The sequence below is a fragment of the Pseudomonas sp. Kh14 genome (genome assembly GCF_900291005.1).
GTDB classification, from domain to species: Bacteria; Pseudomonadota; Gammaproteobacteria; order Pseudomonadales; family Pseudomonadaceae; genus Aquipseudomonas; species Aquipseudomonas alloputida.
In genome coordinates this window covers 180,671-193,092 of sequence record NZ_OLKJ01000022.1, presented here as the reverse complement: position 1 = coordinate 193,092, position 12,422 = coordinate 180,671, and the positions used below count along the sequence as shown (strand labels likewise).

The following is a 12,422-nucleotide window of genomic DNA, read 5'->3' as shown; positions in this document are numbered from 1 at the left end:
ATGCGTGCCATCCGTTGCCTGACCCTGCTGCTGGCGCTGTTCGCCCCAGCTGCCTTCGCCGAAGGCCTGTATCAGGTAGAAATGATTCTGGTGCGGCAGAACAGCGTGCCCGCCTTCACCAGCCCGTTCGCCCCCGAAGACTGGAGCGCTGGCGCCCCACGCCTGGCGAAAGACGCCGAGCGCCGCCCCGCACTGGAAGATGAAGCCACCCGCCTGGAAGCCACCGCCGACTACACGGTGCTGATGCACAAGGCCTGGCAACAGCAGGTGGGCAGCGAACCCAGCCGCATCGCCCTGGGCGAAGGCACCGAACAGTTCGGGCACTTCCCTATCGAAGGCAACCTGAGCATCGCTGAAGGCCGCTTCATTACCGTCGAGGCCAACTTCTGGGTCAACCAGCTGGATGGCAACGGCAGCGTGCTGCAAAGCGAGCAGTTCAGGCAGAGCAACAGCAACGTCAAGGGCGGCCAGCTGACCTTTCTCGACGGCGGGCACCTGGCGGTGCTGCTGAAGGTGACCCCACCAGGCACGCCGAAAATGCCGGTGATGGACCCGGAGATGATGGAGCAGTAAGCCCATGAAGGACGATGCCGCCGAAATGGTGAACGCCTATCCGAACTGGATTCAATCGTTCAGCAAAGCTGCCCTGCAGCGCGGTGAGCGCTATGCCGAGGAAGGCAGGGCCGAACCGGAAGGCATTCATGGGCCAATCATAACGGCCAGTTGCCAAGGGAGCGGCAACAACCACTACCGGCAACGCATCGAGTTGCACGTAGCGGGCGGCCGCTGCCATGTGCGCGGTGACTGCGATTGCCCGGTACGTCACAATTGCAAGCATTGCGCCGCTGTCCTTTTCTGTGTGAGCGACCGCTTTTCCCGTAGCGAGGTCACGCAAGCCACCCCAGGCGCCTTGTCTGCCGAATTGCAGCACTGGTTGAGCGGCCTGGAGCAGGCCCCGCCCAAAGCCGACGCTACCGAAGACAAGCGTGGGCGCATGGTGTGCTATCAGCTGCAGCTTACCGACGATGCCGGCTGCGCCCTGCTTGTGCGCAAGGGCACGCGGACGGAGGACGGCATCCGCTTCAGCCGCGTCCAGTCCCTTTACGATTTTCTCTACGAGCCACCGCGCTTCGTAACAGACGAAGACATCCGCATTCTGCGCCTGCTCTCGGCCCTGAATCAGGGCGGAGGCCAGGATCGCGGCTACAAACTGAAGGGCCATGAGGGTGGCGAGCTGTTCCAGCGCGCCCTCGAAACCGGCCGAATGTTCTTCGATACCGACCTTCCCCTGCTTCATGAAGGCCCGGTGCGCCACGCCGAGTTTCGCTGGGTACGCCTGGACAACGGAAATTACCGGGGGCGGTGGTACAGCGGAGAAGCGATGCTGCGCTGCGTCATCCCGCTGCTGCCGCTTTACTACCTGGACCTGCCGACCCGTGAAGTGGGCAAGGTCGAGCACAGCCTGGATCCGCACGTCGCCGTGCAGCTGACTATCGCACCCGATGTACCGGAACACCTGGTCGTACCCCTGAGCCACAAGCTCAATGCCCTCAGCCACAAGGTGCCGACCCCGACGCAAGTGCAGGAGCAGTTGCTCGATAACATCCAGCCAAAGCCCCTTCTTGCTCTCGGCAGCCTTGAATACACCGCCTACATGCCGAAAACCGGTCGCATGCAACGGCAGATGCAACACCGCGCCGCATTGGCGTTCGATTATGACGGCTTGCAGGCCAGCGGCACCGACGAGAAGCCGCTGACCCGCCTGGCAGGCAGCACCAGCCAGCGCATTCGCCGCCAGGCTCAAGCCGAGCAGGCGCTGCGCAAGGTGCTGCGCGATTTCGGCTTCAAACCCGCCACACGGCAGAGCAAGGCCCTACCCGACAGCGCCGGCGAAATGCACCAGTTGCCTGACGACGAAGCCTGGCTGCGCTTTGCCCGCGAAGGCCTGCCGCGCCTGCGCGAAGCCGGCTGGGACATCGATATTCACCGCGACTTCGCCTTCAACCTGCAGGAGGTGGACGACTGGTATGCAACCATCGACGAAGCGCCTGGCCATGAATGGTTCGACCTGGAACTAGGCATCGTGGTCGATGGCCAGCGCCACAGCCTGCTGCCGATCGTGTTGCACCTGCTGCGCAGCAGCCCGGAGCTGCTACGCCCTAGCGAACTGGCCCGGCGCAGTGATGACGAACATCTGCTGATCGACCTCAATCGCGGCCGTCTCGATGCCCCGGCTTTGCGCGTCGCCCTGCCCTACGGCCGCATCAAGGCAGTCATGGGTACCCTGGGCGAGCTCTACCTGCACGAGGACACGGCAGGCCCGTCCCTGCGCATGGAGCGTGCCGACGCCGCGCGCCTGAACGAAATCGAAGGCCTGCCCCTGCACTGGGAAGGTGGCGAGCACGTACGCGATCTGGGCCGGCGTCTGCGCGATGCCCGGGACCTGCAGGTAGAACCGCCCACCGGGCTGCAGGCCAGCTTGCGCCCTTATCAGCAGCAAGGCCTGAACTGGCTGCAGGCCCTGCGCGAGATGGGTACCGGCGGCATCCTCGGCGACGACATGGGCCTGGGCAAGACCCTGCAGGCCTTGGCCCATCTGCTGCTGGAGAAACAGTCCGGGCGCCTGAGTGCACCGGCCCTGGCAGTCATGCCGACCAGCCTCATACCCAACTGGCTGGACGAAGCCCAGCGCTTCGCCCCCGACCTGCGCGTCCTGGCACTGCATGGACCGGGGCGCAGCAAGCACTTCACCAAGCTGCATGAGTACGATCTGGTCCTGACCACTTACGCCCTGATGCCACGCGACCTCGAACAGCTGCGCCCCCAGGCCTGGCACGTGCTGATACTGGACGAGGCGCAAAACATCAAGAGCAGCAGCAGCAAGGCTGCCCTCGCCGTCTGCGAGCTACAGGCCGGGCAGCGTTTGTGCCTGACCGGCACGCCGATGGAAAACAACCTGGGCGAACTGTGGTCGATCTTCCACTTCCTGATGCCCGGCTGGCTGGGCGACCTGAAGCGCTTCAACCAGGATTACCGCAACCCGATCGAACGCCACGGTGACAGCGAGCGCATGACCCACCTGGCCAGCCGCATCCGGCCGTTCCTGCTGCGCCGCACCAAGGAGCAGGTGGCCACAGAACTGCCGGCCAAGACCGAGATGGTGCACTGGGTCGAGCTCAGTGATGCCCAGCGCGATACCTACGAGGCCGTGCGAGTGGCCATGGACCAGAAGGTCCGCGACGAAATCGCCCGCAATGGCGCCGCACGCAGCCAGATCGTGATCCTCGACGCGTTGCTCAAGCTGCGCCAGGTGTGCTGTGACCTGCGCCTGGTCAAGGGGGTAGAAAGCAAAGGCAACCAGGCCGACAAGGGCAAGCTGGGTGCGCTGCTGGAAATGCTCGAAGAACTGCTCAGCGAAGGGCGCAGGGTGTTGTTGTTCTCACAGTTCACTTCGATGCTGGCGCTGATCGAGCAGGAGCTCGAGAAGCGCAAGATCCGCTACAGCCTGCTGACCGGCGACACTCGCGACCGTCGCACGCCCGTGCAGCAGTTCCAGCAAGGTGAAAGCGAAGTGTTCCTGATCAGCCTCAAGGCGGGGGGCGTAGGCTTGAACCTGACGGCGGCGGACACCGTGATCCACTTCGACCCCTGGTGGAACCCGGCCAGCGAAAACCAGGCTACCGACCGTGCCTACCGCATCGGCCAGGACAAGCCGGTGTTCGTGTTCAAACTGATTACCCGGGGAACGGTGGAAGAGAAGATTCAGTTGTTGCAGCAGGAAAAGGCAGCACTGGCAGCCAGCCTGCTGGACGGCGGGCAGGCTGGGCAGTGGCGGCTTGGCGATGAAGAAATCGAGGCCCTGTTTGCGCCATTGCCCGGAAAGCGCGGACGGCAGGCCAAAGGGGGATAGAGCGTAGGAGCGGGTTCACCCGCGAATGGGCCGGGCCTGCTGGCCAATTCCCCCCTCGCCGTTCACCGTTGCCGCCACCGTATTCGCGGACAAACCCGACTTGCGGGAACGGACAGGCCCGCGCAGTCAATCGACCAGCTGAGCTTCCTTCAACGCCCCCAACGCCTCCAGCCAGCGCGGCTGTTGGCGATAATCGGTTCGCGCAAACCCTTGCCCACGCATCCGCGCAATCCGCGGCGACGGCTTGACCTTCATGCGCTGCGCTGCACTCAGTGCCAGCTCCGCCGCCGCCCGGTCATTGCACACCAGGCCCATATCACAACCGGCGCTCAGCGCCGCTTCGATACGGCTGGCTGCATCGCCAACCACATGCGCACCGGCCATCGACAGGTCATCACTGAAGATCACACCGTCAAAGCCCAGCTCGCCACGCAGGATGTCCTGCAACCAACGCCGCGAGAAGCCAGCGGGCTGGTTGTCAACCTGCGGGTAGATGACATGCGCCGGCATCACTGCCGCCAGCTGCCCACTCAGGCGGGTAAACGGCACCAGGTCGGCCTGGCGCAGTTGTTCCAGGCTGCGCTCATCGGTGGGGATGGCCACGTGCGAATCGGCTTCGGCCCAGCCATGCCCCGGGAAATGCTTGCCACACGCGGCCATACCCGCCGCATTCATGCCACGGATGAACGCGCCGGCCAGGCGCGTTGCCCGCAGCGGGTCCCCCTCGAAGGCGCGGCTGCCCACCACGGCGCTGCGCTGGTGGTCCAGGTCGAGCACCGGAGCGAAGCTGAGGTCCAGGCCAACCGCCAGTACCTCGGTCGCCATCAGCCAGCCGCACTGCTCAGCCAGGTACTCGGCATTGTCGTTATCGGCCAGCGCACGCATGGCCGGCAGGCGCACAAAGCCCTGGCGCAGACGCTGTACGCGCCCGCCTTCCTGGTCCACTGCCAGGATCAGATCGGGGCGAATGGCGCGGATGGACGCGCACAGTTCGCGCACCTGGCGCGGGTTGTCGATATTGCGGGCGAAGATGATCAGGCCAGCCACTTCCGGCTGGCGAAGCAGTTGACGGTCTTCGGCGGTCAGCCATTTACCGGCGATATCCACCATCAGGGAGCCTTGCAGGCTGACAGTCATGGGTAATCCTTCATTGAAGACAGAGAGAGGCCCACCGGGGGGCAGCAGACACCGGCAGACACGCGCCGTTGGCCACAGGCGGAGCCATACAGGCACTGGTCAGCAAGGGTGATGCGAAGTAGATCGAAATCGGGCATGGGCGCTAGCTTATCGGAAGCGCCCCGCCACGCCCAGCCTTCAGGCCTTGGCGGTAGCCGAACCGGTCTTTGTTCGCGGGCGCAGCTGCGCAGTGGCCATCGCCTCGTCGGTCACACCGCTGTCAGCGCGCATGCCTGCCGCCAGGAACGGCACCATCAGGCGCATCACCTGCTCGATCGAGGTGTTGATGCCGAAGTCGGTCTCGGCAATCGCCCGCAGGGCCTTGATACCGGACATGCTGAAGGCCGCGGCACCCAGCATGAAGTGCACACGCCAGAACAGTTCCAGTGGCGGAATGCGCGGCGCAGCCTCGTTCACCAGCAGCATGTAGCGGCGGAACACCTTGCCGTACATGTCTTCCAGATAGCGCCGCAAGTGACCCTGGCTCTGGCTGAACGCCAGGCCCAGCAGGCGCATGAAGATCGACAGGTCGTTGTTGCTGCGCGGCTGCACGGCCAGCGCCTGCTCTACGAGCATTTCCAGCAGTTCTTCGAGGCTGGGCTTGTGTTCCGGCTTGGCCTGGCGGCGCTCCAGTTCACGCTCGAGACTGGCGCAGAATGGGCCAAGGAAACGCGAGAAAACAGCCTGGATCAGCGCCTTCTTGGAGCCGAAATGATAGTTGACTGCCGCCAGGTTGACCCCGGCCTTGCTGGTAATCAGCCGCAACGAGGTTTCGGCGAACCCCCTTTCCGCGAACAGCTGCTCGGCAGCGTCGAGAATGCGTTCAACGGTTTCCGATTGGGCCATGACTACTCCGACTACTCCGTCAGACAAACAGGTGTTTGAAACATACGTTTCAGCCCTGCTTCTGTCAAGGCTCCGTGACTGGGCGGTCGCCATTTAAAAGCGCCAGCCGGCCCACTGCAAGCGCCACCTCTTCTGTTTATTGCGCCTTTTGGCTTGCAGCGCACCCAGTACTGTATATAATCCCAGTCACTGTACAAAAAGACAGAGCGCTTACCATGTTGAAACTGACGCCACGCCAAGCCGAAATTCTCGCGTTCATCAAGCGCTGCCTGGAAGACAACGGCTTCCCGCCTACTCGCGCCGAGATTGCTCAGGAGCTGGGCTTCAAGTCGCCCAATGCCGCCGAGGAGCACCTCAAGGCCCTTGCCCGCAAGGGCGCGATCGAAATGACGCCGGGCGCTTCCCGCGGCATCCGCATCCCTGGCCTGGAAGCCAAGGCCGAAGAAGCCGGCTTGCCGATCATCGGCCGGGTCGCCGCCGGTGCGCCGATTCTTGCCGAACAGCACATCGAGCAATCCTGCAACATCAACCCTGCCTTCTTCCACCCCCAAGCCGACTATTTGCTGCGTGTACACGGCATGAGCATGAAGGACGTCGGCATCTTCGACGGTGACCTGCTGGCTGTGCACACCTGCCGTGAAGCCCGCAACGGCCAGATCGTGGTAGCGCGTATCGGTGACGAAGTCACCGTCAAGCGCTTCAAGCGCGAAGGCAGCAAAGTCTGGCTGCTTGCCGAAAACCCCGAATTCGCCCCCATCGAAGTCGACCTGAAAGAACAGGAGCTGGTGATTGAGGGCTTGAGCGTCGGCGTTATTCGCCGCTGATCCAGGAGGCGTCATGCAGCAGTTCATTCACGCACCCGAACAAGCCCAGTTGCCCCTGTTCGAAGCATTCCTCGCCCAGCCTGTGCTGCCTGGCCTGAAAGCCAGGGAACCGGCGCGCAAGAGCAGTCAGCCCGAGCTGTTCAGCGAACTGTCGCTGCGCGGTGCCCCTGGCCACTGCCAAAGCCTGCTGGCACCCGTGCTGCGCGAACTGAGCGAAGAGGACGAGACCCGCTGGCTGACCCTGATCGCCCCACCGCCAAGCCTGACCCATGCCTGGCTGCGCGATGCCGGGCTCAACCGTGAACGTATTCTGCTGCTGCAACCCCGCAGCAATCAAAGCGCGCTGCAACTGGCCTGTGAGGCTTTGCACCTGGGCCTCAGCCACACCGTGGTGAGCTGGCTGGGCAACGTCAATGCCACTGCACGCCAGCAACTGCTACGTGCAGCCAGTGCCGGAAACGCACAAAGCCTGAACATCCGCCTCGGCTGATGTTCAGGCTTTGCCTGTCACTTCAAATAGCCTGATACGCTGCTGCACACTCAGTGCAGCACACGCGGCCCTTCATCACGCTCGAGTTCGCCATCCATCAGGCGACCGGCCATCTGCACACCCACACTGAGCATGGCCTTGGCCACTTCCACATGCTGACCCTGCAGGAACACCTTGGCGTCTTCCGAGAAATCCAGGGTTACCAGAGAGCCCTCATCCTCGGCGCGACGAAGTTCGATGCGGCCGTCAGGCAACTCGACAATTTCCAGAAAAGACGTAGACATAAATGGCAGTTCTCCGCGAAAGGCGATTATTGTACCAGCCGTTGCGGCTATCAGCACTCACTCAACGCGTCACGGAAACGTCTCACCAAACTTTTAAGGTCATTGCGCCAGCTTTCCAGCTCGGCACGCGACAGCGCTGGATGCTCAGGCTCATCAAGATTGACAGCTTGAATCAGGGGCTGGGTAACGTCGGTTTTCGGCGCTTTTCTGGCGACCGGCGGTCGGAACAAATCGGCATAAGCACCGAGCATTTGCGCCAGCCAGGTTTCCCGCTGACGGGCCAGCTCCAGCAACTCGGCCACCTCCGGGATGGCGATACCGTTCAGGGCATCGTCAGCCAGGGCTTGCTCCACCGTTGCGACAACCGGCAGGCGGTAAAAGCCCCCGATCTCATGGCACAGCCCCAACAGAGCACCATACAGGTGGAACAGCGCCGACTCGCGCTCAGCCTGAACCAGGCCTTGGGCATTCATGGCCTGGCTTTGTTCCGCCTTGGCCATGGACTCAAGGGCGAGGCCGGCGAAGAACAGTTTCTGGTTGGTACGGGTGTAGAGTTCCTGGGCCATTTCAGTGCCCTCCCATAAGGCTACAAGGCGGATATCTGCATCATAAATGATTGGGGCCGCAAAGCGGCCCCACATTACAGCACCGATGGATCAGCGCTTGTCTTCAACCTTCCAGGCGTTACCGTCGTAGAACGCCTTCCAGCCGGTCGGCTTGCCATCGACCTCGGACTGCACGTACTGCTCCTTGGTCTTGCGGCTGTAGCGAATCACCGCCGGGCGGCCATCCGGGTCTTTCTGCGGCGCATCGCACAGGAAGTGGTACTTCGGGTCGATCTCATGCTTGTGCGGCACAATTTCCATCACCAGCGGCGCACGGGTTTCGCGGTTCTTGGGGAACTGGCTGGCAGCCAGGAACAACCCGGAAGCACCGTCGCGCAGCACGTAGGTATCGTCGACTTTCTCGCACTTGAGCTCCGGCATGTCCACCTTGTCCATCTTCGGTGGCGCCGCCTCGCCGCTCTTGAGCAGCTTGCGGGTGTTCTTGCACGTCGGGTTGGTGCAGCCGAAGAACTTGCCGAAACGGCCGGTCTTCAATTGCATCTCGCTACCGCACTTGTCGCACTCCAGGCTCGGCCCTTCGTAACCCTTGATGCGGTAGTTGCCTTCTTCGATCTCGTAACCGGCGCAATCCGGGTTGTTGCCGCAGATGTGCAGTTTGTGTTTCTCGTCCAGCAGGTAGGCGTCCATCGCCGTGGCGCAGATCGGGCAACGGTGCTTGCCCAGCAACACGCGCGATTCCGACTCGCCCTCGTCGTCAGCGGCAATCTCGTCGCCCGGCACCAGGTTGACGGTAGCCTTGCAGCGCTCTTTCGGCGGCAGGCTATAGCCAGAGCAACCCAGGAACACACCTGTAGAGGCCGTGCGAATCATCATCGGCCGACCACATTCCTTGCACGGAATGTTGGTCATGGTCGGCTGGTTGGCACGCATGCCGTCTTCGCTGGACTCGGCAGTCTGCAGCTTTTTGCTGAAATCGCCGTAGAACTCGTCGAGCACGTTCTTCCAGTCACGCTCGCCCTGGGCCACGTCGTCGAGGTTCTCTTCCATGTCGGCAGTAAAGCCGTAGTCCATCAGGTTGGAGAAACTCTCCGACAAACGCTCGGTGACGATGTCGCCCATCTTCTCGGAGTAGAAGCGGCGGTTGTGCAGCGTCACATAGCCACGGTCCTGGATGGTGGAAATGATCGCCGCGTAGGTCGATGGGCGGCCAATACCGCGCTTTTCCATTTCCTTGACCAGGCTGGCTTCGGTAAAGCGTGCAGGTGGCTTGGTGAAATGCTGGCTCGGGTCGATCTGGATCAGTTTGAGTGCTTCACCCTGCACCATCTCTGGCAGCACATCGTCTTCGCCCGGTTTGCTCTGCTGTGGCAGCACACGGGTGTAACCGTCGAACTTGAGGATGCGGCCCTTGGCGCGCAGCTCGAAATCGCCGGCAGCGACGGTAACGCTGGTGGACAGGTACTGCGCTGGCGGCATCTGGCACGCCAGGAACTGGCGCCAGATCAGTTCGTACAGGCGCTCGGCGTCACGCTCCATGCCGCTGAGCTTGGTCGGGTGGGTATTCACGTCAGAAGGCCGAATCGCTTCGTGCGCCTCCTGGGCGCCCTCCTTGCTGCCGTAAACCAGTGGCGCCTCCGGCAGGTACTGCTTGCCGAACTCCCGTTCGATGTAGCTGCGTGCCATATCCAGGGCGTCAGCCGACAGGTTGGTCGAGTCGGTACGCATGTAGGTGATGTAACCCGCTTCGTACAAGCGCTGCGCCATCATCATGGTTTTCTTCACACCGAAGCCCAGGCGGTTACTGGCCGCTTGCTGCAAGGTAGAAGTAATGAACGGTGCCGATGGCTTGCTGCTGGTCGGGCGGTCTTCACGCTTGACCACGCTGTAGCTGGAAGCCTTGAGCTTTTCCAGCGCAGCCATGGCCTGAGCTTCATTCAGCGGCTTGAAGGCCTCGCCCTTCTCGCGCGCCACCTCGAAACGCACCTTGGCGTTCTTGGCGGTGCCGAGGTCGGCGTGGATCTCCCAGTACTCTTCCGGGATGAACGCGCGGATTTCACGCTCGCGCTCTACCACAAGCTTCACCGCTACCGACTGCACACGGCCAGCGGACAGACCACGGGCAATCTTTGCCCACAGCAGCGGCGAAACCATGTAACCGACCACGCGGTCGAGGAAACGCCGCGCCTGCTGGGCGTTGACCCGGTCGATGTCCAGCTCGCCTGGCTGAGAGAAGGCCTCCTGAATGGCCTTCTTGGTAATTTCGTTGAACACCACGCGCTTGTAGCGGGTGTCGTCACCCCCAATGGCCTCGCGCAGGTGCCAGGCAATGGCTTCCCCTTCGCGGTCCAAGTCGGTTGCGAGATAGATGGTGTCGGCATCCTTGGCCAGGCGGCGCAGCTCTTCGATCACCTTTTCCTTGCCAGGCAGGATCTCGTACTTGGCCTTCCAGCCATGGTCGGGGTCGACGCCCATGCGTGCCACCAGCTGACGGCGGGCCTTCTCTTTCGGCGAAAGCGCCGGCGCCTCACCCGCAGCCTTGCCACGCTTGGCGGCCGGCTCTTTGCTCGCGCTGGCCGAACCGCTGGTGGGGAGGTCTCGGATATGGCCGATACTCGACTTCACCACGTACTGGTTGCCCAGGTACTTGTTGATGGTCTTGGCCTTGGCCGGGGATTCCACAATGACCAGCGATTTGCCCATGGATCGGAGTATTCCTGAATCTGAAGATAAAAAACGCGCCAAGTGCCAGACGCGGCACCGCTATATATAGTGGCAAAAGTGTGAGGTCAAGCTCGGACGATCACGCGTGCGACTTGCCCAGCAACCCGGGCAGCCCCTCTTCGGCCTTGACCAAAGCAAAGCGTGGCACCTGCTCGCCGTCAAATTCGACGGACTCCTGGAACATCGACAGGGGACGTACCCAGAAGCTGTAATCACCATACAGGCATTGGTAGAACACCATCCACTCTTCGGTTTCGGAGTGCCGCGCAACACTGAAGACACGGTACTCAGGCCCTTTGTAATGCCGGTATACGCCTGGTTGTATCTGCATGTTGCACACCTCCTGAATAAAACCTGAAAAAACAAAACCGGGGCACTAGGCCCCGGCTGCTGTCCCGCTACGCGATCAGACGCGTTCGAAGACAGTGGTGATACCTTGGCCCAGGCCGACGCACATGGTCGCAACACCCAACGTACCGCCATTTTGCTTCATGACGTTAAGCAGGGTGCCGGAAATCCGCGCCCCGGAGCAACCGAACGGGTGGCCCAAAGCAATGGCGCCGCCGTGCAGGTTAACCTTCTCATCCATCTTGTCGAGCACTTTCAAGTCTTTCAGCACGGGCAGGGCCTGTGCAGCGAAGGCTTCGTTGAGCTCGATGAAGTCGATATCGGCCATCGTCAAGCCCGCACGCTTGAGGGCTTTCTGGGTCGATGGCACCGGGCCGTAACCCATGATTGCCGGGTCGACACCGGCCACTGCCATCGAACGGATCACCGCCAATGGCTGGATACCCAGGTCCATGGCACGCTGACCGGACATGACGATCATGCACGAGGCGCCGTCGGTGATCTGCGACGAGGTACCGGCCGTGACCGTACCGCCTTTCGGGTTGAACGCAGGCTTGAGCGACGCCAGACCTTCGAGGGTGGTTTCCGGGCGAATGGTTTCGTCGAAATCGAACACCTTCAGGAAGCCGTTCTCGTCGTAGCCCTGCATCGGGATGATCTCGTCCTTGAACTTGCCTTCGACCGTGGCCTTGTGGGCCAGCTGGTGCGAGCGCAAGCCGAACAGGTCCTGCTGCTCACGGGTGATGCCGTGCATCTTGCCGAGCATCTCTGCAGTCAGGCCCATCATCCCGGAAGCCTTGGCGGCATGCAAGGACAGGTGCGGGTTGGGGTCGACGCCGTGCATCATGCTGACGTGGCCCATGTGCTCCACGCCACCCACCACGAACACATCACCGTTACCGGTCATGATCGCCTGGGCAGCAGTGTGCAGGGCGCTCATGGACGAGCCGCACAGGCGGCTGACGGTCTGCGCCGCAGAGGTGTGCGGGATCGGGGTCATCAGCGAAGCCATGCGGGCGATGTTCCAGCCCTGCTCCAGGGTCTGGTTGACGCAGCCCCAGATCACGTCCTCGACTTCTTTCGGGTCGACCTTGCCGTTGCGTTCCAGCAGTTTGCTGATCAGGTGCGCCGACATGTCTTCGGCGCGGGTATTGCGGTGCATGCCACCCTTGGAGCGGCCCATTGGCGTGCGACCGAAGTCGACAATCACCACGTCTCTTGGATTCAGGCTCATATCAAATCTCTCGCTCTAGCTCG

General features: G+C 62.3%; 11 protein-coding genes. 4 read left to right on the top strand and 7 right to left on the bottom strand.

The genetic code is table 11. The annotated features are described in order from the left end of the window. Together FQ668_RS10510 and FQ668_RS10505 are read left to right on the top strand one after the other, a co-directional pair. Positions 1 to 573 (top strand): CsiV family protein, encoded by a 573-nt coding sequence (locus FQ668_RS10510; protein ID WP_014591776.1) that lies wholly within the window; start codon positions 1 to 3, stop codon positions 571 to 573. A 4-nt stretch (positions 574 to 577) separates the two neighbouring features. After that, entirely contained in the window at positions 578 to 3,910 is a 3,333-nt protein-coding gene (locus FQ668_RS10505; RefSeq protein ID WP_019436900.1) for a DEAD/DEAH box helicase, read from the top strand. Positions 3,911 to 4,036: 126 nt separating this feature from the next. On the opposite strand, the gene nagZ is transcribed toward FQ668_RS10505, so the two are convergent. Together nagZ and FQ668_RS10495 are read right to left on the bottom strand one after the other, a co-directional pair. Beyond that, positions 4,037 to 5,035 carry a beta-N-acetylhexosaminidase gene (gene nagZ, locus FQ668_RS10500; RefSeq protein WP_172830957.1) on the bottom strand — a complete coding sequence of 333 codons (999 nt, stop codon included), beginning with the start codon at positions 5,033 to 5,035 and terminating at the stop codon, positions 4,037 to 4,039. Positions 5,036 to 5,224: 189 nt separating this feature from the next. After that, a complete protein-coding gene (locus FQ668_RS10495) occupies positions 5,225 to 5,932 on the bottom strand; it encodes a TetR/AcrR family transcriptional regulator (RefSeq protein WP_010953132.1) in 708 nt (235 codons plus the stop codon). Positions 5,933 to 6,147: 215 nt separating this feature from the next. Here FQ668_RS10495 and lexA point away from each other — a divergent pair, with 215 nt between their 5' ends. Further along, positions 6,148 to 6,756, top strand: coding sequence for a transcriptional repressor LexA (gene lexA / locus FQ668_RS10490; RefSeq protein WP_010953131.1), 609 nt, complete (start codon positions 6,148 to 6,150; stop codon positions 6,754 to 6,756). 13 nt (positions 6,757 to 6,769) lie between these two features. Beyond that, a complete protein-coding gene (gene sulA, locus FQ668_RS10485; protein WP_014591779.1) occupies positions 6,770 to 7,246 on the top strand; it encodes an SOS-induced cell division inhibitor SulA in 477 nt (158 codons plus the stop codon). Between the two features lie 50 nt (positions 7,247 to 7,296). Here the strand turns inward: sulA and FQ668_RS10480 are convergent, their stop codons facing one another. The 5 genes from FQ668_RS10480 to fadA all read right to left on the bottom strand — a co-directional run bounded on the left by FQ668_RS10480 (position 7,297) and on the right by fadA (position 12,399). After that, positions 7,297 to 7,530, bottom strand: coding sequence for a hypothetical protein (locus FQ668_RS10480; protein ID WP_003248777.1), 234 nt, complete (start codon positions 7,528 to 7,530; stop codon positions 7,297 to 7,299). 50 nt (positions 7,531 to 7,580) lie between these two features. Next, complete coding sequence (locus FQ668_RS10475; protein WP_003248773.1) at positions 7,581 to 8,096, bottom strand: DUF6586 family protein; 516 nt, start codon at positions 8,094 to 8,096, stop codon at positions 7,581 to 7,583. Between the two features lie 90 nt (positions 8,097 to 8,186). Continuing rightward, entirely contained in the window at positions 8,187 to 10,796 is a 2,610-nt protein-coding gene (gene topA, locus FQ668_RS10470; RefSeq protein WP_014591780.1) for a type I DNA topoisomerase, read from the bottom strand. Between the two features lie 100 nt (positions 10,797 to 10,896). Next, positions 10,897 to 11,148, bottom strand: coding sequence for a DUF1653 domain-containing protein (locus FQ668_RS10465; RefSeq protein ID WP_003248769.1), 252 nt, complete (start codon positions 11,146 to 11,148; stop codon positions 10,897 to 10,899). Between the two features lie 75 nt (positions 11,149 to 11,223). After that, positions 11,224 to 12,399, bottom strand: a complete 1,176-nt coding sequence (gene fadA / locus FQ668_RS10460) for an acetyl-CoA C-acyltransferase FadA (RefSeq protein ID WP_010953128.1) — start codon at positions 12,397 to 12,399, stop codon at positions 11,224 to 11,226. Between the last annotated feature and the right edge of the window lie 23 nt (positions 12,400 to 12,422).